At 60.9% G+C, this 22,400-nt stretch carries 22 protein-coding genes; 13 read left to right on the top strand and 9 right to left on the bottom strand.

Features of this window, described 5'->3' with window-relative positions; genetic code table 11:
- The first annotated feature begins 14 nt into the window (after nt 1–14).
- Both accC and aat read left to right on the top strand, forming a co-directional pair.
- Nucleotides 15–1,358, top strand: a complete 1,344-nt coding sequence (accC, locus tag AO692_RS26590; protein ID WP_054313079.1) for an acetyl-CoA carboxylase biotin carboxylase subunit — start codon at nt 15–17, stop codon at nt 1,356–1,358.
- 153 nt (nt 1,359–1,511) lie between these two features.
- A complete protein-coding gene (gene aat, locus AO692_RS26595) occupies nt 1,512–2,138 on the top strand; it encodes a leucyl/phenylalanyl-tRNA--protein transferase (protein ID WP_054313080.1) in 627 nt (208 codons plus the stop codon).
- Between the two features lie 16 nt (nt 2,139–2,154).
- Here aat and AO692_RS26600 read toward each other — a convergent pair whose 3' ends face one another.
- Nucleotides 2,155–2,709 carry a DUF2155 domain-containing protein gene (locus tag AO692_RS26600; protein WP_082407579.1) on the bottom strand — a complete coding sequence of 185 codons (555 nt, stop codon included), beginning with the start codon at nt 2,707–2,709 and terminating at the stop codon, nt 2,155–2,157.
- A 233-nt stretch (nt 2,710–2,942) separates the two neighbouring features.
- Complete coding sequence (locus tag AO692_RS26605) at nt 2,943–3,341, bottom strand: NADH:ubiquinone oxidoreductase subunit NDUFA12 (RefSeq protein ID WP_054313081.1); 399 nt, start codon at nt 3,339–3,341, stop codon at nt 2,943–2,945.
- A gap of 254 nt (nt 3,342–3,595) precedes the next feature.
- On the opposite strand from AO692_RS26605, the gene panB reads away from it, so the two are divergent.
- A complete protein-coding gene (panB, locus tag AO692_RS26610) occupies nt 3,596–4,435 on the top strand; it encodes a 3-methyl-2-oxobutanoate hydroxymethyltransferase (RefSeq protein WP_054313082.1) in 840 nt (279 codons plus the stop codon).
- Nucleotides 4,432–5,283 carry a pantoate--beta-alanine ligase gene (gene panC, locus AO692_RS26615; RefSeq protein ID WP_054313083.1) on the top strand — a complete coding sequence of 284 codons (852 nt, stop codon included), beginning with the start codon at nt 4,432–4,434 and terminating at the stop codon, nt 5,281–5,283. The genes panB and panC overlap by 4 nt, the downstream gene beginning before the upstream one ends.
- Before the next feature lie 22 nt (nt 5,284–5,305).
- Here panC and AO692_RS26620 read toward each other — a convergent pair whose 3' ends face one another.
- Nucleotides 5,306–5,827 carry a hypothetical protein gene (locus tag AO692_RS26620; protein ID WP_054313084.1) on the bottom strand — a complete coding sequence of 174 codons (522 nt, stop codon included), beginning with the start codon at nt 5,825–5,827 and terminating at the stop codon, nt 5,306–5,308.
- 112 nt (nt 5,828–5,939) lie between these two features.
- Between AO692_RS26620 and AO692_RS26625 the strand changes: the two genes are divergently transcribed.
- Complete coding sequence (locus AO692_RS26625; RefSeq protein ID WP_244483502.1) at nt 5,940–6,569, top strand: TetR/AcrR family transcriptional regulator; 630 nt, start codon at nt 5,940–5,942, stop codon at nt 6,567–6,569.
- A gap of 23 nt (nt 6,570–6,592) precedes the next feature.
- On the opposite strand, the gene AO692_RS26630 is transcribed toward AO692_RS26625, so the two are convergent.
- Together AO692_RS26630 and gatB are read right to left on the bottom strand one after the other, a co-directional pair.
- Complete coding sequence (locus tag AO692_RS26630; RefSeq protein WP_054313085.1) at nt 6,593–7,084, bottom strand: GNAT family N-acetyltransferase; 492 nt, start codon at nt 7,082–7,084, stop codon at nt 6,593–6,595.
- 5 nt (nt 7,085–7,089) lie between these two features.
- Nucleotides 7,090–8,592, bottom strand: coding sequence for an Asp-tRNA(Asn)/Glu-tRNA(Gln) amidotransferase subunit GatB (gene gatB, locus AO692_RS26635; protein WP_054313086.1), 1,503 nt, complete (start codon nt 8,590–8,592; stop codon nt 7,090–7,092).
- Between the two features lie 320 nt (nt 8,593–8,912).
- Between gatB and AO692_RS26640 the strand changes: the two genes are divergently transcribed.
- From AO692_RS26640 to AO692_RS26655, 4 genes are all read left to right on the top strand, one after another.
- Nucleotides 8,913–9,746, top strand: a complete 834-nt coding sequence (locus AO692_RS26640) for a MetQ/NlpA family ABC transporter substrate-binding protein (RefSeq protein ID WP_054313087.1) — start codon at nt 8,913–8,915, stop codon at nt 9,744–9,746.
- A 161-nt stretch (nt 9,747–9,907) separates the two neighbouring features.
- The gene (locus AO692_RS26645) at nt 9,908–10,975 is read left to right on the top strand and encodes a methionine ABC transporter ATP-binding protein (RefSeq protein ID WP_200911791.1); all 1,068 of its coding nucleotides are present in this window, start codon (nt 9,908–9,910) and stop codon (nt 10,973–10,975) included.
- Entirely contained in the window at nt 10,968–11,624 is a 657-nt protein-coding gene (locus AO692_RS26650) for a methionine ABC transporter permease (protein ID WP_054313088.1), read from the top strand. Before AO692_RS26645 ends, AO692_RS26650 begins: the two co-directional genes overlap by 8 nt.
- A gap of 215 nt (nt 11,625–11,839) precedes the next feature.
- Entirely contained in the window at nt 11,840–12,097 is a 258-nt protein-coding gene (locus AO692_RS26655; RefSeq protein WP_054313089.1) for a YjhX family toxin, read from the top strand.
- A 95-nt stretch (nt 12,098–12,192) separates the two neighbouring features.
- On the opposite strand, the gene AO692_RS26660 is transcribed toward AO692_RS26655, so the two are convergent.
- A complete protein-coding gene (locus AO692_RS26660) occupies nt 12,193–12,624 on the bottom strand; it encodes a CBS domain-containing protein (protein WP_054313090.1) in 432 nt (143 codons plus the stop codon).
- A gap of 101 nt (nt 12,625–12,725) precedes the next feature.
- Nucleotides 12,726–13,451 (bottom strand): rhomboid family intramembrane serine protease, encoded by a 726-nt coding sequence (locus AO692_RS26665; protein WP_054313091.1) that lies wholly within the window; start codon nt 13,449–13,451, stop codon nt 12,726–12,728.
- A 495-nt stretch (nt 13,452–13,946) separates the two neighbouring features.
- Between AO692_RS26665 and AO692_RS26670 the strand changes: the two genes are divergently transcribed.
- On the top strand, nt 13,947–14,588 hold the full coding sequence (locus AO692_RS26670) for a PAS domain-containing protein (protein ID WP_054313092.1): 642 nt from the start codon (nt 13,947–13,949) through the stop codon (nt 14,586–14,588).
- A 110-nt stretch (nt 14,589–14,698) separates the two neighbouring features.
- Nucleotides 14,699–15,316: a PilZ domain-containing protein gene (locus tag AO692_RS26675; protein WP_054313093.1), complete on the top strand. Its 618-nt coding sequence runs from the start codon at nt 14,699–14,701 to the stop codon at nt 15,314–15,316.
- 55 nt (nt 15,317–15,371) lie between these two features.
- Here the strand turns inward: AO692_RS26675 and AO692_RS26680 are convergent, their stop codons facing one another.
- Nucleotides 15,372–19,751 (bottom strand): PAS domain-containing protein, encoded by a 4,380-nt coding sequence (locus AO692_RS26680; protein ID WP_054313094.1) that lies wholly within the window; start codon nt 19,749–19,751, stop codon nt 15,372–15,374.
- A gap of 403 nt (nt 19,752–20,154) precedes the next feature.
- On the opposite strand from AO692_RS26680, the gene AO692_RS26685 reads away from it, so the two are divergent.
- Nucleotides 20,155–20,757, top strand: coding sequence for a transglutaminase-like cysteine peptidase (locus AO692_RS26685; protein WP_054313095.1), 603 nt, complete (start codon nt 20,155–20,157; stop codon nt 20,755–20,757).
- 182 nt (nt 20,758–20,939) lie between these two features.
- On the opposite strand, the gene AO692_RS26690 is transcribed toward AO692_RS26685, so the two are convergent.
- A complete protein-coding gene (locus AO692_RS26690; protein WP_054313096.1) occupies nt 20,940–21,467 on the bottom strand; it encodes a gamma carbonic anhydrase family protein in 528 nt (175 codons plus the stop codon).
- A gap of 182 nt (nt 21,468–21,649) precedes the next feature.
- Between AO692_RS26690 and AO692_RS26695 the strand changes: the two genes are divergently transcribed.
- Nucleotides 21,650–22,390, top strand: coding sequence for a hypothetical protein (locus AO692_RS26695; RefSeq protein ID WP_054313097.1), 741 nt, complete (start codon nt 21,650–21,652; stop codon nt 22,388–22,390).
- Nucleotides 22,391–22,400: the final 10 nt, after the last annotated feature.

Consider the following 22,400-nt stretch of genomic DNA (forward strand, 5'->3'; position numbering starts at 1 on the left):
CGGGAGCGGACGGAATGTTCCAGAAGATCCTCATCGCCAATCGCGGCGAAATCGCGCTTCGGGTGCTGCGCGCCTGTAAAGAGCTGGGTATCAAGACCGTTGTCGTGCACTCCACCGCCGACGCGGACGCCATGCATGTACGCCTCGCCGATGAGAGCGTGTGCATCGGCCCGCCGCCGTCGCGTGACAGCTACCTCAACATCCACCAGATCGTTGCGGCCTGCGAGATCACCGGCGCAGACGCTGTACATCCAGGCTACGGCTTCTTGTCGGAGAACGCCAAGTTCGCCGACATCCTCGCGGCCCACAACATCACCTTCATCGGCCCCTCGGGCGACCATATCCGCATCATGGGCGACAAGATCGAGGCCAAGCGCACCGCCAAGCGCCTTGGCATTCCGGTCGTGCCAGGCTCGGACGGCGCGGTCTCCGACGAGAAGGAAGCCAAGCGCATCGCCACCGAGATCGGCTATCCGGTCATCATAAAAGCGTCGGCCGGTGGCGGCGGCCGCGGCATGAAGGTAGCACGCACCGAAGACGATCTCGAGGTGGCGCTCGCCACCGCTAGGTCGGAAGCGGGAGCGGCCTTCGGTGACGACGCGGTCTATATCGAGAAATATCTCGAAAAGCCGCGCCACATCGAACTGCAGGTGTTCGGCGACGGTGCCGGCAGGGGCGTGCATTTCGGCGAACGCGACTGTTCGCTGCAGCGCCGCCACCAGAAGGTGTGGGAAGAGGCCAACTCCCCTGCCCTCAATGAGGAAGAACGTGCCCGCATTGGCGGCATCTGCGCCAACGCTGTCGCCGATCTAGGCTATTCGGGTGCCGGCACGATCGAATTCCTCTACGAGAACGGCGAATTCTACTTCATCGAGATGAACACGCGCCTCCAGGTGGAGCATCCGGTAACAGAAGCCATCACCGGCATCGACCTTGTGCACGAGCAGATCCGTGTCGCGTCGGGCGGCGGACTTTCGGTGCGGCAGGAAGACATCAAATTCAACGGCCATGCCATTGAATGCCGTATCAATGCCGAGGACCCGCGCAACTTCACACCGTCCCCGGGCACGATCACACATTTCCACACGCCCGGCGGGCTTGGCATCCGCGTCGATTCCGGCGTTTATTCCGGCTATCGCATCCCGCCCTATTACGACAGCCTGATCGGCAAGCTGATCGTGCACGGGCGCAACCGCGTGGAATGCATGATGCGCCTGCGTCGGGCGCTCGACGAATTCGTCGTCGACGGCATCAACACCACACTGCCGCTGTTCCGCGATCTCGTCGGCAACCCCGACATCGCCAATGGCGACTACGACATCCACTGGCTGGAAAAATATCTGGCCAAGACGGAGTGAAAGGCAGTGCGTCCTTCGAGGTTCGCTCTGGGGACGCACCGATAGAGCGGCTGCAGTTGAGATGGAATCCTGGCTCTATCCCTTTGTTTTGTCGCATGATCTTATCCGAAAAGCCTGCAACTTTTCGGGATCGTGCCTGAGCATAACATTGAGATGACCCGCCCTTTCGCACCCGGCTATCGCATCCCGACCGACCTTCTGCTCAAGGCCTACGCCTCGGGAGTCTTTCCGATGGCCGAGAGCGCGGACGATCCGGAAGTATTCTGGGTGCGGCCGGAAAAGCGCGGCATCATCCCGCTCGATGGCTTCCATGTTCCCAAGAGCCTTGCCAAGACGATCCGCAAGGCCCCCTTCGATATTCGTTTCGACCATGATATCGCGGCAACCATCGACGGCTGCGCCGAACAGAGGCAAGAGCGCCAGTCGACCTGGATCAACGCGCCGATCCGCGAAGCTTATCTGCAACTAGCCCGGATGAGCCATTGCCATTCGGTCGAAGCCTGGCAGGAAGGACGCCTCGTCGGCGGGCTCTATGGCGTGTCGCTCGGCCGTGTCTTCTTCGGCGAAAGCATGTTTTCGCGCGAGACCGATGCCTCCAAGGTCTGCCTCGTCCATCTGGTCGAGAGGCTCAAGGAGCGAGGCTTTGCCCTGCTCGACACCCAGTTCACCACCGAACATCTGAAGCGTTTCGGTGCCGTCGACGTACCGCGCGGCCGTTATGAAAAGATGCTTGCCGCCGCCCTGCAGGGTGGGGCGACATTCAACCCTGGAGCAGACTAAGAGGCGGGCGTGCCGTTCAGTTGGTTGGTTGTTTGCTGTCAACCTTTGCGGGCGCGCCGCTGGACGACGGCTTTGCCGCCACGGGCGCCGGCACGTCGGACTTCTGCTTGCAGCCCTTCAGCCACACGTCGTAGACGGCGTGTTCGACGGCGTTGATGCCGGGGCTTTCGGCGAACATCCATCCGGTGAATATGCGGCGAATCTTGCGGTCGAGCGTGATTTCGTCGACCTCGACGAAAGAGTCCGTCTTCGGCGCCTCGGCGCCGGGCCGCGAATAACACACGCGCGGCGTCACCTGCAGCGCGCCGAACTGCACCGTCTCGTCGATATAGACATCGAAATTGATGATGCGGCCGGTAATCTTGTCGATACCGGAAAACTCGGCGACCGGGTTGGCGACGCGTTCAACCTTCGCCTCGGGGGCAGGCTTGTCCGGAGCAGGTTGCTTCTGAGCAGGCTGGTCACTTTGAGCCGGTTGCTGCTGGGCCGGGTCCTGCTGAGCCGGCTCCTGGGCCGGTTGTTCCTGGATAGGCTGGCCCTGGTTGTCGTCCGGCTGGATCTCGAACGGCATCTGGGACGGAGTCTCGCCCGAGGGCGGATCCCATGGCATCTGCTGCGCGTTAGCATGAAGCGGGTAAGCAACCGCCAGCATCGCTGCCAAGGCGCCGGTCGAAAGGCGGCTGAAAGATCTCATACGGACGATCCGTCTTTGGGCAGGTGATTCTCAACGCCCAAAGGTAGAGCGTTCCAGCGAAGCGAACCAGCTAAACGGCAAATGTGGCGAGAACCCGAACTGTTCCAGACTCAGGAGCCCGGCGTCCAGGCGTCGTAATCGCCCGTCACCTGCGGGCGGTGCTGGCTGCCCAGGATCGAGCCCTTCGGGCGGTACGCCGCGGCGCTTCCGGTCAAGTTAGGCAGATGCGGCTTCTGCCACTCGCGCGGCTTGTAGGTTTCGTTCGCCGGTGCGACGTCGACCCGATGATGGATCCAGCCGTGCCAGCCAGGGGGAATAGCCGAAGCTTCCGACTTTCCGGCATAGATCACCCAACGGCGTGTCTGCCCGTCGGAATTGATGCCACCTTCGTAATAGATGTTGCCGAATTCGTCCTGGCCGACTTTCTTGCCATGGCGCCAGGTATGGAAACGCGTGCCCAGCGTCTGGCCGTTCCACCAGGTGAAAAACTGCGTCAGAAAGCCTGCCATGCTGGTCCTCGCGGGCGTTTGCCGTTGCCTGCTTATGGCGCCCTGTCGGGCGGAAGGCAAGGGTTTAGATCGTCGCGATGAAGCGGAACTCTCCCTTCCCCTTCTCGGGGAGACAGGGAAAGCGCGCCTTCATTTCGCAACTGCTCAAATTCATCTCGCACTTGCAAAATAATTAGCCGCTCCGTATCCCTTGAGATGCCCGGCCTCCACCGGGCTATCGGACGGGCCCTGCCTGTCTGTCGAGGGAGGAAAAGATGGCTTCCGATGCGACTGCGGCTGCACCCCGCGTTACGCCTGCCGTGCTGTCGGCCCGCAAGGGCGGCACGCCCATCGTCTGCCTGACCGCCTACACCTATCCCATCGCTCGCTTGCTTGACCCCCATGTCGACCTTCTGCTGGTCGGCGACAGCGTTGCCATGGTTTTGCATGGTCACAAGACAACGCTCGGCGCGACTATGGACATGATGATCCTGCATGGCCAGGCCGTGATGCGCGGTTCGCGCCACGCCTGCGTGGTGCTGGACATGCCGGCTGGCAGCTATGAAGAATCGCCTGCCATTGCCCTCTCCTCCGCCCAGCGCCTGATCGATGAAACCGGCTGCGACGCCGTGAAGCTGGAAGGCGGTGTCGACGTGGAAACGCAGATCGCCGCCATTGTCAGTGCCGGCATCCCGGTCATGGGTCATATCGGGCTGCAGCCGCAATCGGTTGAGAAGGACGGCGGCTATAAGATCAAGGGCAGTACCGATGCAGCAACCGCGTCACTCCTGGCCGATGCCGAGGCTGTCGAACGGGCTGGCGCCTTCTCGATGGTTGTCGAAGGCACAATGGAACCGGTGGCAGCCGAGATCACTCGACGGGCAGCGATCCCGACCATCGGCATCGGCGCCAGTGCAGCCTGCGACGGGCAGATCCTCGTCATCGACGATGCGATCGGCCTGACCGTCGACCGGGTGCCGAAATTCGTCAAGGAATATGCCCGCCTGCGCGACATTGTGGCCGAGGCAGCCGCCCGCTATGCCGCGGAGGTGCACGCGCGTCGCTTCCCCGGCCCCGAACATGTCTTTCAACCGAAGGGCACAAAAGAATCATGAAACGCCCACAAGTTGTTGAAACCGTTTCCGATCTTCGCGCCGTCGTGCGGGAGTGGCGCAAGCAGGGCCTGAGCGTCGCCATGGTACCAACCATGGGCGCCCTGCATGATGGTCACGTCTCGCTTATGCGCATTGGGCTCGAGCGCGCCGACCGCTGCGTGGTGTCGATCTTCGTCAACCCGACACAGTTCGCGCCAACCGAGGACCTCGATAAATATCCGCGTCAGCTCGCAGCTGACCTCGACCGGCTGGCGCAAGCCGGAGTGCAGCTTGCCTTCACACCAACAGCGGCGGAAATGTACCCGGAAGCCTTCGCCGCCAAGGTGACGATCGGTGGCCCCTCGGCGGGGTTGGAGACCGATTTCCGCCCGACCTTCTTCGAGGGCGTGGCCACCGTGGTAGCCAAGCTTTTCCTGCAGGCCCTCCCCGACTTGGCGATCTTCGGCGAGAAAGACTACCAGCAGCTCTGCGTGGTGAAAAAGCTCTGCCGCGATCTGGATATTCCTGTCGAGATTGTCGGCGCACCGACGGTGCGCGACGCCGAAGGCCTCGCCATGTCCTCACGCAACGCCTATCTCTCGCCGGACGAACTTGCTCAGGCACGAGAGCTCAACAAAATTCTCCGTCATGCCGCGCAGGCCCTTCATCTCGGCGCCGATGCGCAACAGACGCTGGACGAAGCCCGCCGGCAAATCCTCGCAGCCGGCTTTGGTAGCGTCGACTATGTCGAGGCGCGCGAAAGTGACACGCTTGCCCGCTGGCGACGCGACCGAGAAGGTCGCATCCTGGTGGCCGCTCGTCTCGGTGCCACCCGGCTGATCGACAATGTCGAAATCGTACGCAGCTGAGTGCGTTACCCAATCCAGGCCATCAGGATGTCAGCCCGCCGGTAATGGCCTGTCCCGTCTTGGACCACGGCCGTGCCAGCATATAGAACGCCAGAATGTGGGTAATCATCAAAGCCGGCACATACAGGATCGGAATCCAGTAGGCCGCGACCAGCTCGCCCGCCCGTTCCGGAAGCCCGAGCTGCACGCCATGATAGTAGTTGATCAGAAGATCGACCGTTCCCACCACGTTGAAGGCGACAACGAACAGCCAAAACAGCGGACGGACCCGAACCGTCAGCAACGCAATCATGGCAAGCACCCCTGTGATGAAATCGCCATAGGCTGCGGATGGAGCAAAATCGGCGGGCAGTCCCGGACCGACGACACCAGGGAGTATGAAGACCAAACCGAAAAAGCGAAAACTGTGCAGCACAGCAATGGCGCGCTGAACCTGCCAAGGCTCCATGGACTTCAGTCCAGGCAACACATAGGTGCCAAGCACCAGCAGCCAAGGCACATAGCCAAGAACGAGTTGGACTGTGAAAATAGTCGCCGGCGACATATGCATCTCCCGTCGGAACTCGCCCGACCAGCATGAATGATGGAATGCGACAACTTCGACCATTATGATGGTACCCAATGGTACCAATGTCAAGGAGGACGATTTGACGAAAGTGTCGAAGACCTCACGGCCGGACGACGTGGACCAGAAGCCCGCCCGGGCACGCATCATCGACGCTGCCTTCGCGGCCTTCGGCGTGCACGGCTATGCCCAGACGAGCATGCTGGAGATCGCAACCCGTGCCAAAGTCTCCAAGCGCGAGCTCTACGCACTGGTCGGCAATAAGCACGACATGCTTGTCGCCTGCATCATGGAGCGCGCCGGCCGCATGCGACCACCGGCCGAGATGCCCAAGCCTCATAATCGCGAAAGCCTCGCCGAAGTGCTCTCGGCATTCGGTGATCGACTGCTTCGCGAAGTCAGCGATCCGGTTGTCCTTGGCGTTTTTCGCCTGGCGATCGCTGAAGCTGAACGAGCGCCGGAGATTGCACAGGCGTTGGATTCGATTGGCCGCGCCGCCGCGCGCGAGGATCTGGCGGCGATCATGGAGCAGGCGCAGTCGCGCGGCCTGCTGACCGGTGACACCGCTGAAATGACGGAGCGCTTCCTGGCGTTGTTGTGGGGAGATCTGATGATGAGACTGCTGCTTCGCCTTGCCGAGCCGCCTACCCTCGAAGCGGCCAGGCACCGCGCCCATGACGCGGTCTTAGATTTCTTGCGACTGCAACAGGCAAGCGTCTAAGCGCGCTTCCCGGCAAGGCGACTTCACCCCAACCGTTTCTCGAACACCAGCGCGGGGATGCCAGACCCGGCAGTACCGCAATCGCCGGTCTGGCCGGCCTCCACGAAACCTTTGGCCTTGTAGAAGCTGATTGCTGGCGCGTTGGCCCCCTCCACCTCTAGCCGCAGCGTGTGGGCTTCCGGAAAGCTGTCTTCGATCTCCTCCAGCAGCATGCTGCCGATGCCTTTGTGCTGGAATGCCGGCAGTACATAGAGCTGGCGCAACTTGACCACTTTGGGATCATCGGTGGCAGCAGCAAAGGCCACGCCGGCGATGGTCTTGCCGTCGTCGGCAACCAGGAACTCGGAGTTTGGCTGGGTCAGGCGCGCTTTGAGCGAGACCGGCGTATGCCATTGGCTCGTGATCTCGTTCACCCGGTCCACGCCATAGATCGCATCATAGGTGGCATGCCAGGTCTCGGCGAGCAGCGCCTTGACTGCCTCGAGGTCGCGCTCGCTCGCCGTACGCACGAACATGGCGACTATTCCGTGATGCCGAGCTTGGCCTTGACCAGGTCGTTGACCGCCTGCGGATTGGCCTTGCCGCCGGTTGCCTTCATGACCTGGCCGACGAACCAGCCAGCCATCGACGGCTTGGCCTTGGCCTGCTCGACCTTGTCCGGGTTGGCTGCGATCACCTCGTCCACCGCCTTTTCGATGGCACCCGTGTCCGTGACCTGCTTCATGCCGCGCGTCTCGACGAGTTCCTTCGGATCGCCACCCTCATTCCAGACGATCTCGAATAGGTCCTTCGCGATCTTGCCGGAGATGGTGCCTTCCTTGATGAGATCGACGATGCCGCCAAGCTGCGCAGGCGAAACCGGAGTCTCTTCAATGACTTTGCCGGATTTGTTCAAGGCGCCCAGCAGGTCGTTGATGACCCAGTTCGCCACCATCTTGCCGTCGCGGCCCGCTGCCACCTGTTCGAAATAATCGGCGATCGCCTTTTCCGACACCAGGATCGAGGCGTCGTATGCTGAAAGGCCGAGTTTTTCGACAAGACGGGTCTTCTTGTCGTCCGGCAGTTCGGGCAGGTACTCGGCGAGTTCCTCGACATAGGCCTGGTCGAACTCCAGCGGCAGAAGGTCCGGGTCTGGGAAGTAGCGATAGTCGTGCGCTTCTTCCTTGGAACGCATGGATCGCGTCTCGCCCTTCACCGGATCGTACAGGCGGGTTTCCTGATCGATCTTGCCGCCATCCTCCAGGATGGCGATCTGGCGGCGCGCCTCATATTCGATGGCCTGGCCGATGAAGCGGATCGAGTTCATGTTCTTGATCTCGCAGCGCGTGCCAAAACCTTCGCCCGGCCGGCGGACCGAAACGTTGACGTCGGCGCGCAGTGAGCCTTCATCCATGTTTCCATCGCAGGTGCCAAGATAACGCACGATGGTGCGCAGCTTGGTGACGTATGCCTTGGCCTCGTCGGACGAGCGGATGTCGGGCTTCGACACGATCTCCATCAGTGCTACGCCGGAGCGGTTGAGATCGACATAGGACATGGTCGGATGCTGGTCGTGCATCGACTTGCCCGCGTCCTGCTCCAGGTGCAGGCGTTCGATGCCGACCTCAATGTCCTCGAACTCGCCTTTCTTGTCAGGCCCGACGGAGACGATCACCGTGCCCTCGCCGACGATCGGCTGCTTGAACTGCGAAATCTGGTAGCCCTGCGGCAGGTCCGGATAGAAGTAGTTCTTCCGGTCGAAAACCGACTTGTGGTTGATCTGGGCTTTCAGACCGAGCCCAGTGCGGATGGCCTGACGCACGCACTCCTCGTTGATCACGGGCAGCATGCCGGGCATGGCGGCGTCGACAAGCGACACGTTGGCATTGGGCTCGGCACCGAAAGCAGTCGAGGCACCAGAGAACAGCTTGGCCTCCGAGGTCACCTGCGCATGGACTTCCATGCCGATGATGACCTCCCAGTCGCCGGTGGCGCCGGGAATCAATCGTTTGGGATCGGGCGTGCGGGTGTCGATGAGGGTCATGGAGGCCTGCATTCGGGAAGTGTGAAAATCGTCGATTTGGGCTAGCGCAACCGGCGACGTGAGGCAAGACACCGAAAGCGCCACTGCGCATCCCCGCATGCAGGAAAAACTTTGCGCGCCACCATCTCGCAACTGCGAAGGCGAGGTTTGTTCTGCTCCGCAACGCGGAATCTTTAAGACGAAATTCCTGCCGTCGCGACCAGTCGGGCAAAGCGGTCCTTTGAACCGAAAGCCGGCTTTGTGGACGATAAGGACAGGCTTCGCATCCCGCGCCGCCAACCCTTTTCGCCTCCCAAGGCTATTTCTGATCGAGGACTGTTATGATTACCGCCCTTAAAAGCCCGATTACCCGCCGCGCCGGTCTCGCCGCCTTGCTGGCTTCCGCCGTCACGCTTGTCAGCCTCGCCGCACCGTCCTCCAGCTATGCCGAGGACAAGAAAACGGTGAAGGTCGGCATCATTTCCGGCGAAGACGAGGATGTCTGGCGTGTCGTCACCGCCGAAGCGGCCAAGTCGGGTCTGACCATCGAGACCGTGGTCTTCAACGACTATACCCAGCCCAACGAGGCGCTGGAGCGCGGAGAGGTCGACGCCAACGCCTTCCAGCACCAGCCTTATCTCGACAACCAGATCAAGACACAGGGCTACCACATCGTTGCGGTGGGTTATACGGGTTTGTGGCCAATCGGCCTCTATTCGAAGAAGCACACCAAGGTAGCCGAGTTGACCAAGGGCTCGGTGGTTGGCGTGCCGAACGATCCGTCGAATGAAGGGCGCGCATTGCGCGTGCTGGAGAGCCAGAAGCTGATCAAGCTGAAGGACGGCACCGGCATTCTCGCCACCACCGCGGACATCGCCGAGAACCCGAGCGGCATCGAGATCAAGGAACTCGATGCCGGCATCGTCGGCCGCTCGGTGGAAGACCTCGACGCGGCCGTCGTCAACACCGACTGGGCGCTGAAGAGCGGGCTGACGCCGGAAAATCGCATTGCCCAGGAGGCGGTGAACGACAACCCCTACCGCAACTTCATCGCCGTAAAGCAGGGCAATGAGAAGGAGCCCTGGGTGAAGGCGCTGGTCGCGGCCTATCAGAACCCGACGGTGAAAGCTGAATTCGACCGTGTCTACAAAGGCACAGGCGTCGTCGCCTACTAAGGCCTATGCAGCCCTATCTCGAACGGCGAGCAGCTCGCGACCCTTGGGTCGGCGAGCTGTTTGGCTTGCAGCCGTTCGATGCGCCGCCACGAGAGGCGGTGCGGAAAGGATATTCCGTGAACCAGCACGTCTTAGCAGAGATACCGTTTTTGGCCGACATAGTGGGCAACGATACATCACCTCAGCCAAGCCGTCCCGCCCTCGCAGACGGCGAGGAGATCGTGCGCCTCGTAGACCTGAAGCGCCGCTTCGGAGAGACGCCGGCGCTGGAGGGCGTGTCGCTGACTGTGCGCAAGGGCGAGATCCTCGGCATCATCGGCCGCAGCGGTGCCGGCAAGTCGACACTGATCCGCTGCCTGAACGGGCTGGAGCGGCCGGATTCCGGCCAGGTCCATATCGAAGGCCGTGAGATCGGCCGACTTGGCGAAAGCGAGTTGCAGCCGCTGCGACGGCGTATCGGCATGATCTTCCAGCATTTCAACCTGTTGTCCGCGAAGACGGTCGAGGACAATGTCGCCCTGCCGCTGAAAATCGCGGGACAAAAGAAGGCGGCGCGCCGGGCACGCGCGGCCGAACTGCTCGAACTGGTCGGCCTTTCCGCCAAGGCGAAGGCCTATCCATCCTCCCTGTCCGGTGGCCAGAAGCAGCGTGTCGGCATTGCCCGCGCGCTTGCCGCTGGACCAGCGCTCTTGTTGTCGGATGAAGCCACTTCGGCGCTCGATCCGGAGACGACGCGATCGATCCTGGCGCTGCTCAAGGATATCAACCGACGTTTCGGCCTGACCATCCTGCTCATCACCCACGAAATGGAAGTCATCCGCTCCATCGCCGACCGCGTGGCGGTGATCGATGCCGGCCGTATCGTCGAAGAAGGTCCGGTCTGGTCGGTCTTCGCCGATCCGCAGTCAGAGATCACGCAAAGCCTGCTTGGCGGCATCCGCCCCCAATTGCCGGCCGAGATCGCCGAAAAACTCTCATCCGTTCCAGGCAAGGAAGCGATCCTGCGCGTGGATGTCGCGGGCGATGCCGCGAGACGTCCCCTGCTTTCTGAACTGGCAGTTGCCGTACCCGGCCGCTTCCGGCTGATCCATGGCGGCGTTGACCATGTCCAGGGCGAACCTGTCGGCAGCCTTTTCCTTGGCGTTGCCGCCAAGGATGGTCAGGTCGCCAAAACGCTCGACTTCCTAACTGCTCGCAACGCCCGGGCAAAGGTGCTTGGTTATGTCTGAAGTCATGCTCCAACTCCTGCTGCGGTCGCTTTGGGAGACCGTCCTGATGACCGCGGCGTCAGGTTTGATCTCGCTGGTCGCGGGTTTGCCGCTAGGGCTTGCGTTGATCGCCACCGAGCGCGGCGGTATAGCGGAGAACCTTTGGGTGAACCGCATCCTTGCCGCCATCATCAACGGCTTCCGTTCGGTGCCGTTCATCATCCTGCTCGTGGCGCTGATCCCGGTAACAAGGCTGATCGTCGGCACCTCCATCGGCACCTGGGCAGCGATCGTGCCGCTGTCGATCGCGGCGACGCCCTACTACGCGCGGATAGCCGAAGTCTCGCTGCGTGAAGTCGACCGGGGTCTCATAGAGGCAGCACGCGCGATGGGCGGCAACCGCTGGACAATCATCCGGGAAGTGCTGGTGCCCGAGGCCCTGCCCGGCATCGTCGCCGGCTTCACCGTGACGCTGGTGACACTGGTCGGCGCATCCGCCATGGCTGGCGCGATCGGTGCCGGCGGGCTCGGCGACCTCGCCATCCGCTATGGCTACCAGCGCTTCGAAACGACTGTCATGATCGCCGTGGTGGCCGTGCTGATCGTCTTGGTCTGCGGTATCCAGTGGCTTGGCGACCGGCTGGTCGTGCGGCTGGATCATCGCGTCTGACGTCGCCCTCACATCCAGCTGGCATTGTCCGATGATTTTGCCTATATGGCGATCATCCCATGGAGTGTGGATGTTTACTTCGTCTGAGTCCCGCTGAGGCCCCGACCTTCTCCTGAAGGCGGGGCATGAAAACCTGAAACCCCGTGCCGCGTTCGCGTGGCTGCGGTTTTTGTTGTTGGCCGTTTTCGGCCAGGTTTTCCCGGGACCATTCCACAATGAATATTTCGCGCTTGGAACAGCGCATCCTGCACCTGCTCGCGCAGGGCGGACGCATCGAAATCGAAAAAGACGACAATCAGAAGATCGAAGCCGTGCATTGCCTTACCCGCGACGGGTGGCGCTACCCGGATTTCAGCATCCCGCTCTTCAAGAAACTGAAGCGGAGAAAAGCGGTCGCTTCCAGCAATGGTGGCCCCTATCGCATCACACGTGAAGGGCTGAAGCTGGTGCGGTCACAGCTCGACAACCGTTGAGCAACGCACGACCCAATAGAAACGCCTCCCCACGCCGATCCATCGACGGCATGGGGAGGCGTTGATTTTCACGCCCTCCCTTGGGAGGAACGAATTCAAGCCGTCGCGATATAGGCTTTGATCTGCTCGGCCTCGCGCTCGACCGTCTCGATGCGCCGTTTGACCACGTCGCCGATCGAGATGATGCCGTCGAGCAGGCCATCCTTTTCCACCGGCAAATGGCGGAAGCGGCCGTTGGTCATGATCTCCATGACCTCGTTGACCGTGTGGCTGGCGTTGCAGATCTTGACCTTTGGCGTCATGACGGCGCGCACTTGAAGATCGAGCGCGCCAGCGCCTTCCTTGGCGATGACACGCACCACATCGCGTTCCGAGAGAATGCCGACGATCTTGCGATCTCCATTGGTGATGACCAGCGCACCAATCCGCCGATCGGCGAGCAATCCGACCGCTTCGGTCAGTGTCGCGTTGGGGCCAAGCGTGACCACAGCGTGGCCCTTCGCCTCAAGAATTGCCTTAACAGTCATGGCGTCCTCCTCTGCAACCGTCCGTCAGCCTCAGGCGGACGGACATCGACGTCAAGCAAGGATATGGTGCGCCGTGATGGGTTGCTTTTCAAGTATTCCGATCAGCGACCATAAGCTTGCCTGCGGTCGAAGAAACGCAATCCCAGGAAGCCGGCGAGAAAGCCACCGATATGGGCTTCCCAGGCGATCTGGCTATCCTCCCCCGGCACGAAGCCAACGACGCCAGTGACGATGTTGATGACCATCCACACCGCCAGGAAGGTCAGCGCAGCGCGCGAGCGGAAGACTGCGCCGAAGGGCAGCAATGGCCCGGCGAACGCGCCTTTGCCGGACGAACGGTCGACATGGAAGGCAAAGCGGGCGGCAGCGCCCATCATACCGGAAATCGAGCCCGACGCGCCGACCAGCGGCGCCTGCATTGTCGGATGGATGACGAAAAAGAAGAAGGCCGCGGCAAAGCCGGTCACCGCGAAGAACAAGGCAAAGCGCAAAGCGCCGATGCGGTTTGCGAGCGGCGAACCAAAGGCCGCCAACCAGATCATATTCACGATCAGATGCGCCCAGCCGCCATGCAGGAAAGTGTAGGTAAACGGACTGGAAAAAGCATAGAAATCAAGATCGTACTGACCGGAATAGCGAACCGGAATGAACGCTGCCCGAATGAGCAATTCGACATCCTGCTGCGGGGTCAGCACATAGAGGCGCAGCAAATGAACGCCCGCGCACAGCAGGATGATCGCCAGGACAATGGCCGGCAAATTGAAGATCGGCTCGCGCGACGGAGTTTCGCGGTCCTCCGGCATCTCCGTCTCTCTCGCCTCGTTCATCGTATCCTTCCCAAACTCGGTCCGCGAGCATGTAAGCCAAGGCAGTGCATTACACAAACGGGAGGCATCGGAGCAATTCCAGAAAAGTATGCTGCGGTTTTGCGTCCGGAATCGCGTAAAAAAGCTGGAGCGTTTGCGCGTTTCCGCGAAAAGCAGAAACGCTCCAGGAACGAATCAAAGTCCAGAAAACAAAGAAAAGCCGTCCGAGATTTCCCTCGGACGGCTGGTCGAGCCCCCTTGCTCCCCTGAAAGCCTTTGACTGGAATGTCGCCACCCAAATCGGACAACGACGAAAACTGGAGTGATTTCAATCTCGCACAGACAAGTTTGAGCAGCAATGTAAACCGTTCGTTAACCTTAATGACCCCGGCCGGTTAACAAATGCCATCCAGGCTGGCACGCATCCTGCTCCGCGTCCCATGTAGGTCATCGGAAAACACCCAACTGTTCCCCGATGGCACATCTGACGGAAGGATGGCGCGGAGCATATAGACTATGAACCTGAATGGATCGATCGCACTGTTCCAATATTGGAACCGGCTGCGCCACGGCCGCCCGGCACCCCGGCGAACCGAGGTAGAGCCGGCCGATATCAAGGCACTGCTGGCCGACACCTTTATTCTGGAGAAGGATACGCGTGGCGAGGCCGTCTTCCGGTTGGCCGGCACACGGCTGTGCGCCACCTTTGGTCGCGAGTTGAAAGGATTCTCCTTTCCATCGCTCTGGCGGGAAAAGGACCAGCGGCTGGTGTCGCGCCTGATGCAGGGGGTGTTCGATCAGCAATCCGCTGTCCTGGTCAACTACGAAGGGATAAGCCGCGGAGGTTATTCATGCAGGTTCGAACTCCTGGCATTGCCGCTCAACGGCGGTGCGGAGCACCCACGCTGTCTGGGTGTCGTCAATTCCGCCGAAAAGCCGTTCTGGCTAGGTGCCGACCCAATGATGGACGCAGCCATTGAATCGGTCCGCGTCATCGATCCGGACAAGGAAATGGCCGCGTTGAACAACAGAACGCCTATTGCCGCCCCCTCTTTGGCGCCAACGGAACTTGAGCACGCCAACCCGAGCGGTGCATTCGGCGGAGCGCGGCGCGTGCGTCATCTGGTCGTGCTCGAAGGCGGGCGGGAAGAAGAGTAAATGCTCTAAGCTGACGTTAACATTTTCAGCTTTTTTAACTTCTCATCATGTAGCGTTCCGCTGAAATTCCTCGCAACGGCGCAGGAATGCCAACGAGGTATCAAGCGGTGATGAGGTCAGCGGCGATCGAGCAGGCGCCGGCGGCGGCTGAAAGGCGCAACTTTCAGCGTGTCCGCGTGAAGATCTATGGCCGCTTCATGCTCGAGGACCGCACCGAGCACCCGTGCCAGGTCATCGACATGTCACCCGGCAATGTGGCCCTTCGCGCCGATCGGGTCGGCGATCCCGGCGAGAAGGTGATCGCTTATCTCGACCATATCGGCCGCATCGAAGGAGTGGTGACGCGCCGCCTGCAGGACGGCTTCGCCATGACCGTGGTGGCATCGGACCGCAAGCGCGACAAGCTGGCGGCGCAACTGACCTGGCTCGCCAACAAGCATGAACTCGACCTGCCGGAGGATCGCCGCCACGAACGCGTCGCACCACGCAACCCGATGAGCGTGCTGCATCTTTCGGATGGACGCCAATACCAGTGCCGCATCATCGATCTGTCGCTGTCGGGCGCGGCAATAGAAATCGACGTCAAGCCGGCGAAGGGTGTTCAGGTGGTGCTGGGCACCATGCGAGGCCAGGTCGTGCGCCATTTCGAGGAAGGCATTGCGATCGAATTCGCGGTCGTGCAGCGGCCGGAAACCCTCGATTCCGAATTCAACCGATCACGGGCGTGACCCTGCCCCGATCCGCCCGCGTCCAACGCGGGTCGGCGCCTGCGACATCGCCTGGTCAGAAGATCGTTTCCAGCGGCAGCGGCATCGCGATGGCGTAACCTTGCGCCTTGTCGAGCCCCATGACCGTCACCAGTTCGAGCGTCTTTTCGTCCTCGACCTGTTCGGCAACCGTGATCGCACCCAGACGATGACCGACGGCGTTGATCGATTCGACGATGGCGCGGTCGAGATCGTTTTCCGTGACCTGCCGGATGAAGCTGCCATCGATCTTCAGACCGCTGACGGGGAACTGTCTGAGATAACTGAACGAGCTCAGGCCCGTGCCGAAATCGTCCAGAACGACACCGCAGCCGGCCGTGCGAGCCTTGGACAGGAATTGTTTCGCCGCCGACAGATTGTTCATGACCGCCGTTTCGGTGATCTCGAAATGCAACCGCCCCGGCGCCAACCCGGACCGGCCCAGTTCCTCCTGCAGGAACGGCCACAGGAACGGGTCGTTGAGCGAATTGGCTGACAAGTTGATGGCAAAGGACAGTTGTTCGGCTGAAGCCAACCGCTCGCCATAGTCGCGGAACGTGGTGTGGATGACCCAACGGTCGATGTTGCCCATCAAGTCATAGTGCTCGGACGCCGGAATGAAGGCCGATGGCTCGACGATGTCGCCATCGTCGCCGAGCATTCTGAGCAGGATTTCATAGTGGGAACCATCCGAGCGTCCCCTCAGATCGCGCACTTCCTGGGCAAAGAGCCTGAAGCGATTGGCTTCGATGGCGTGGCGGATGCCTGCCGCCACCTGAACCTGGCGATGGTTGCGATGCGCCTCGCTGCCGGCGCCACCGTAGACGGAGACCTGGTTGCGGCCTGCCGTCTTGGCCGTATAGCAGGCAATATCGGCCTGGCTCATCAATTCGTCGATGCCCAGAGCCTCTGGCCCGATGATGGTCAAGCCAATGCTGGCGCCGATCTGGTAGGTTCGATCATCCCAGACGAATTTGAGCGCCGCGAGTTGGCGCAGCAATTGCTGGGTGATCTTTTCGCCATCGGGCGCGCTGCAATCATAGAGCAGCAGACCAAACTCATCGCCCCCCAGGCGAGCGACGATATCCTCTTCGCGGCAGGCCCGTCGCATCACATTGGCAACGTCCCGCAACAATGCATCACCGGCGGCATGGCCAGCCGTGTCATTGACAAGCTTGAAACGGTCGAGGTCGATGAAGCACATGACATGCTCTTGCCCGCGTGAACGAGCCTGCTCGCCGGCAACCCTAAGCTCTCGTTCGAACGCGGCTCGGTTTGGCAAGCCGGTCAGGCTGTCATGGTTGGCCGAGTGCTCCAGTGCCTGCTGCAGGCTGCGCGCCTTCGTCACGTCCTGGAACACCAGAACGGCACCGATGACCTCGCCGGAAGCCGTGCGCACCGGAGCGGCGGAATCGCGGACGCTGCGGCGCTCCCCATCACGGCCGATCAGGATTGCCCCCTCGTTCAGATAGAAAGGCTGCAAACGGTTGAGGCAGGTTTCGACAGGGTCCGGGATCGCATCGCCGGTCTGCTCGTCGACGATCCGGAAGACATCGCGCAACGCCATGCCAGCCGCCTCGCTGGCCGGCCACCCGGTCATTTCCTCGGCGATCGGGTTCATGAAGGTGATACGCGCCTGCGCATCGGTCGAAATCACCGAATCGCCGATCGAGTGCAGCGTGATGCGCAACCGCTCCTTTTCCTCGAACACAGCCTGGACCAACTCGACATGATCGGTGATGTCCCAGTTCATGCCGACGGCGCGCAAGGGCGCCCCGTTTTCGTCTCGTGTCAACTTGGCGAGCGAGCGGATGTGACGCATCGTTCCGGAACGTTGGCGTCGGATACGCAGATCCATGGAAAAGATCGATGTTTCCAGAACCCCGAGTTCATAGCGACGCAGCACTTCCGGCACGTCGTCGGGGTGAATGAAGGTCATCCAGTGGTCGAGCGTACCATCGAAACCGTCACGCGACAGTTCATACAGCTCATACATGCGTTCGTCCCAGGTGAAATGCCCGGTGGCGAAGTCGAGATCGAAAATACCAGCCTCGGATGCCTCGACAGCCAGCTGCAGACGCTGGTTCAATGCCAAGATCGCCTGTTCGGCCTCCTTGCGCGCGGTGATATCGGAATGGGTACCGATACAGCGTAGCGGCTTACCATCCTCACTGCGTTCGATCACCTTGCCGCGATCGAAAATCCAGCGCCACGTGCCATCCTTGGCACGCATGCGGTGTTCGAGCACAAAATCGGTGGTCTCGTTGCGAAAATGCTTTTCGATGATTTGCATGCAGCGGGGCAGGTCTTCGGGATGCACGCGCTCCGACCAGTCATCCACGGCGTTGCCGACTTCGTTGTCCTGATAGCCCAGCATGCTCTTCCAGCGCTGGGAGTAGAAAACATAGCCGGTTTCCAGGTTCCAGTCCCAGATGCCGTCGCCGGCTCCGTCGACCGCGAACTGCCAGCGCATCTCGCTCCTGCGCAGTGCGGCTTCAGCCGCCTTGGCGTCGGTGATGTTGCGCGAGATACCGACAGTGCCGGTGATTTCGCCTTTCTCATTCAAACGTGGCGCCTTGGTCGACGAATATGTGTGCAGCATGCCATCGACCAGCACCGTCTCTTCGACGGTGAGCACCTTGCCCGTCTCCATGACGTGCTTGTCGTGGGCAACCACCACGTCCGCCGTCGATTTCGGAAAAACCTGATGATCCACCCGGCCCAAAATGTCAGCGCTTGACCGCCCGGCAAGTTCTTCGACCGATGCGTTGGCAAGCAGGTAACGACCTTCGATATCCTTGGCGTAGATCAGATCGGGCGTTCCGCCCATGACCGCTTCCAGAAGGGCGAGTGCGTCATGCAGTTGCTTCGAACGCTCGATCTGCTCGGTGATGTCCCAGCAAACGCCGACAAAGCGTTGAACGGCATCATTGCTGTCACGGATTGCCTTGGTAGCGACGCGGATATGGTGGACCTCGCCCGAAACCGGATGGATCGCTCTGTATTCGATCGAAGTGAATGTATCCCGCGACTTCGCGAAGGCATTTGTCCGCTCTCGCACGCGCGCGATATCTTCTGGGTGGAGCAGATCGAAAAAGCTCTCACGCGATCCGTCGAAAGTCTCCCGAGTCACGCCGTGCAAGGCATAGGCACGCTCGTCCCATTTGCGCAGACCGGTTGAATGGTCGACATCGAAAGTACCGATCCGACCTGCCTCGAGAGCGAGTTGCAGACGATCGGTCACGCCGGAAAGCTGCTCCAGTGTTTCGTGTAGTTCATCCGCCCGCTCAACATCGCCGGTAATGTCCCAACAGGCACCAATGCCCCGGCGCACCGAGCCATCGGCATTGCGCTGCAAATGCACGGACACGCGGATGTGCCTGTATTTTCCGGAATTCGGCAGCCTCACCCGGTAATCGACTTGGTAGCAGGGCTTTTTTTCAAGAGCTTCGGTGCGAACCTGCTCGACCCGTTGCGCATCGTCAGGGTGGAGCAACCTGTTGAACCCCTCCTCGGTGTGGTCGAATGTTTTCGACGTCACACCGTGCAATTCGAGGGTGCGGGCGTCCCAGTGCCGGAACCCCGATGGGTAATCGACATAGAAAATGCCGATTCCGCCGGCCTCCAGCGCGATGTCGAGCCGTTCCGATGCGCTGGCAAGCCGCTCCTCTATCTCCTTCTGATGCGAAACGTCGGTGATCGTGCCGATGAGCCGGTGCGCCCGTCCGTCCGGAGTGCGCTCGACCACTTTTCCACGCGCCCGGATCCAGACCCAATGCCCGTCTTCGTGGCGGAGTCGATAGATTTGGTCATGTGCGGGCAGCAGTCCCTTGATAACGTCCTTCGTAGCGAGGCCAACCCGATCGCGGTCGTCTGGGTGCACTCTCTCCCGCCATTCTGCAGCACCGATCGTCATTTCGCCCGGATCGAGACCAAGCATGGTCCGCATCTGCGCAGAAATCCACATTTGACCGGCGAGGATATCATTGTCCCAAACCGCTTGCCCGGAACTGAGCAACGCCTCGGTCAGACGGCGCTCATTCTCTTCCACCACCTGCTCGGCCTGCTTGCGCGCCTCGATGTCAACGATCTGCAGGATGAAGCGAAAAGGTGTGCCGGCGATGGCCTCGGACAGGCTGCTCAGCCCATGAAAGACGCTGCCGTCGGCGCGCAGATAGCGGCGCTCCACCCCATACTCGGCGACCAGCGGATCGGCAAAGCCATCGCGGTTGTCGGTGTGGACGATATTCAGAAGATGGAGACCGGCGCAGTCACCTGGATCACGGCCGAATAACCGACCGAAAGCCTCGTTGGCATAGAGGCAATGGCCTTCGTCACCGAGCAACGCCATCGCAACAGCTGCCCTGTCGATAATGCCGAGCAGCAACTCATCACCTTGCGGAAGAGCCGGAGCCAAGGGACTTGCCGGACCTTTGCCTGGTTTCCTTGTCCATTGCCGTCTCTTGACTGTCCCTCAAACAACTTCAAGTGGCAAAAATTGCTGACCGCAGTTGAAGGCTTGCACCCATGTTCGGGCGAGCGCAAGCCCCCGTTTCAAGCTGTGCGCTTTCCAGCGTTCCCGCCGCCGACAAGACGATCGCGTTACACCGCAATCGGTGGACCATCGGCACTCCGTCGCGCGGATAAAAGCCCGGCAGCGATACGGTTAAGAAATTCCAACAAAAATCGTAACTATTTTATACTTATTCAATTTGAGATAGTTTATAATTCATTCCACGTTTTACTCAATATCTACTGCGCTGTTTTGCGTCAAATAAATCCGACCGTGGCATTGTCGCTTCAAACGGGGAGACGACAGTATGGACGGATTTGGACGCAAGCTGCTGTTCGCAGTAGCGGTGCTGGTCGGCGCGGTGGGGACCGCAAAGGCTGGCGGCGACTATATGCCGACCGGCGCTCGCACGACGCAGCCCGTCGGTCACTACCAGCTCTGCCAGCAAATGCCGGAAGAGTGCAATCAGCGCACACAGAAAGGCGCGCCGACCGAGCTTTCCCGCAAGCTGTGGGCGACGATGATTTCGATCAACAACGGCGTGAACACCAAGGTGAAGCCTGTCACCGATCTCGAAGCCTATGGCGTTGAGGAATATTGGGCCTATCCGGACAAGGGTTATGGCGATTGCGAGGATTATGCGCTGGAAAAGCGCCGTCAGCTGATGAAGGCAGGCGTTCCTGCCGGAGATCTACTGATTACGGTAGCTCGCCAGCCGAATGGTGACGGCCACGCCGTGCTTACCGTACGCACTTCGATGGGCGACTTCGTGCTCGACAATCTGCAGCCGAAGGTCCTGCTGTGGAGTCAGACACCCTACACCTATCTCAAGCGCCAGTCCGTGACGAACTCCGGTGTTTGGGTGACGATCACCGATGGCCGCGCCGACGCGGTCGCCAGTGTCCGCTGACATCAGCCGAGGCTGAACACGCAGACCCAGCTTCACGCGGTCAAGAACGTCAGGAAACCCGGTCGAGTCCCTACCCTCCCCGTCCCCGACGACCGGGTCAAGGAGCCGGCCCAGTCCCCGGGCCGGCTCCGCCTTTCAAAAGAGGTTGCGGTTCGATCGGCTTCGTGCGGCCCTGGATGAAGTCAGATCTCGATCAATCCAGCCTTGAAGCGCTTGCCGTTGGCGACATAGTGAGCAGCCGAATTGCGCAGGCCTGCAACGGCGTTGTCGTCGAGGCTGCGGACCACGCGCGCGGGAGAGCCGATGATCAGCGAATTGTCCGGAAATGCCTTGCCCTCTGTGACCAGCGAGCCGGCGCCGACAAGGCAATTGTTGCCGATCTTCGCGCCATTCAGCACGATGGCGCCCATGCCGATCAAGCTGTTGTCCCCGATGATGCAACCATGCAGCATGGCGCGGTGGCCGACGGTACAGCCAGCGCCAATGGTCAACGGAAAGCCGATATCGGTGTGCATGATAGTGTGTTCCTGCACATTGGTGTCGTCGCCGATGAGGATTGGCTCGTTGTCGCCTCGGATCACCACGCCGAACCAGACGCCGGCATTTCGGCCGAGCGTGATATCACCGATCAGTGTCGCGTCGGGCGCGATCCAGTTGCTCTCGGCGTCGACAAGGCGCGGCGCCTTTCCGTCCAGTGCATAAAGCGGCATTGTTCTCTCAAAACCTCGAAAATTAGGTCGCGCGGACAGTAGAGGACGGCCTGCGGGCGTGACAAGCGCGCCCGGCCTTTACCGTCCGTTTACCATAAATCCTCACAGTCCTACCTGACCGTCAGCCTGCCGGAATCGTCCATGTGCGACATGAGGAACAGGCCACAACCTTCGGGATACAGATGAGCAAACCCGCAACCGACGTGCCCGAATTCACGGTTGTCGATTCGGCAGTGATGGTGAAAGTGTTTTATGCCTTTGCGGTGGTGGCGCTGCTCTCGGTGGCTATCAGCGTTGCCGGCAAATGGCTGGGCCATTCCATTGCCATGGGCGGCTATTCCGACGATACAAAAGTGTATGAGGTGGTCATCGGCAACAATGTGCTGGCCATGCCGGCCAATGTCATCCGCTTCGACAAAGCGCGCCGCGACGGCGTCACCGACCGGCTCGATCTTTATCTGCGCTACCCCAAGATGGATGGCTACAGCGTCGCGGCGCGCGACGATTTCAACAATGCACGCGGCAAGCGCACCGTCCTGTTTTTGACCTTCGAAGAACAGGCGATGTCGCGCGACATGAGCGGCCGCTACGCGCCGATCTATTCGTCGCTGATCGTGCAGCCCGGCAAACCTGGTCCGGGCAGCACCACGCTTTACGACTTCGCTGAAAAGTCCGGCTATCTCAACGAGACCTTGGTGGTGGCTGAACGTCCCGGCCAGGCGCCATTCGTCGCGCGCTGTCTTGCCGGAGCAAGCGCGGAGCAGTCGCTCGCTCCCTGCGAACGCGACGTGCTCGTCGGCGAACGGCTGAGCCTCACTTACCGGTTTCCGAAAGAATTCCTGGCCGACTGGCCGGCCCTGGACGCAGCGGTCCTGGGCTTTGCGGCACGCACACTGAAGACAGGCGCGACGCTGAAGAAGTGAGGGGCGATGC

This window comes from Mesorhizobium sp. 1M-11 (genome assembly GCF_001303895.1).
Taxonomy (GTDB): Bacteria; Pseudomonadota; Alphaproteobacteria; order Rhizobiales; family Rhizobiaceae; genus Mesorhizobium.

Bases quoted from the DNA above. Each gene is read 5' to 3' on its own strand.
- AO692_RS26690 (WP_054313096.1), bottom strand. From the start codon at position 21,467: ATGCCGCTTTATGCACTGGACGGAAAGGCGCCGCGCCTTGTCGACGCC.
- AO692_RS26600 (WP_082407579.1), bottom strand. From the start codon at position 2,709: ATGCCGTTCGAGATCCAGCCGGACGACAACCAGGGCCAGCCTATCCAG.
- AO692_RS26640 (WP_054313087.1), top strand. From the start codon at position 8,913: ATGATTACCGCCCTTAAAAGCCCGATTACCCGCCGCGCCGGTCTCGCC.
- AO692_RS26630 (WP_054313085.1), bottom strand. From the start codon at position 7,084: ATGTTCGTGCGTACGGCGAGCGAGCGCGACCTCGAGGCAGTCAAGGCG.
- AO692_RS26620 (WP_054313084.1), bottom strand. From the start codon at position 5,827: ATGTCGCCGGCGACTATTTTCACAGTCCAACTCGTTCTTGGCTATGTG.
- AO692_RS26685 (WP_054313095.1), top strand. From the start codon at position 20,155: ATGGACGGATTTGGACGCAAGCTGCTGTTCGCAGTAGCGGTGCTGGTC.
- panC (WP_054313083.1), top strand. From the start codon at position 4,432: ATGAAACGCCCACAAGTTGTTGAAACCGTTTCCGATCTTCGCGCCGTC.
- AO692_RS26660 (WP_054313090.1), bottom strand. From the start codon at position 12,624: ATGACTGTTAAGGCAATTCTTGAGGCGAAGGGCCACGCTGTGGTCACG.
- AO692_RS26605 (WP_054313081.1), bottom strand. From the start codon at position 3,341: ATGGCAGGCTTTCTGACGCAGTTTTTCACCTGGTGGAACGGCCAGACG.
- gatB (WP_054313086.1), bottom strand. From the start codon at position 8,592: ATGACCCTCATCGACACCCGCACGCCCGATCCCAAACGATTGATTCCC.
- AO692_RS26655 (WP_054313089.1), top strand. From the start codon at position 11,840: ATGAATATTTCGCGCTTGGAACAGCGCATCCTGCACCTGCTCGCGCAG.
- AO692_RS26695 (WP_054313097.1), top strand. From the start codon at position 21,650: ATGAGCAAACCCGCAACCGACGTGCCCGAATTCACGGTTGTCGATTCG.
- AO692_RS26665 (WP_054313091.1), bottom strand. From the start codon at position 13,451: ATGAACGAGGCGAGAGAGACGGAGATGCCGGAGGACCGCGAAACTCCG.
- AO692_RS26650 (WP_054313088.1), top strand. From the start codon at position 10,968: ATGTCTGAAGTCATGCTCCAACTCCTGCTGCGGTCGCTTTGGGAGACC.
- aat (WP_054313080.1), top strand. From the start codon at position 1,512: ATGACCCGCCCTTTCGCACCCGGCTATCGCATCCCGACCGACCTTCTG.
- accC (WP_054313079.1), top strand. From the start codon at position 15: ATGTTCCAGAAGATCCTCATCGCCAATCGCGGCGAAATCGCGCTTCGG.
- AO692_RS26670 (WP_054313092.1), top strand. From the start codon at position 13,947: ATGAACCTGAATGGATCGATCGCACTGTTCCAATATTGGAACCGGCTG.
- AO692_RS26675 (WP_054313093.1), top strand. From the start codon at position 14,699: ATGAGGTCAGCGGCGATCGAGCAGGCGCCGGCGGCGGCTGAAAGGCGC.
- panB (WP_054313082.1), top strand. From the start codon at position 3,596: ATGGCTTCCGATGCGACTGCGGCTGCACCCCGCGTTACGCCTGCCGTG.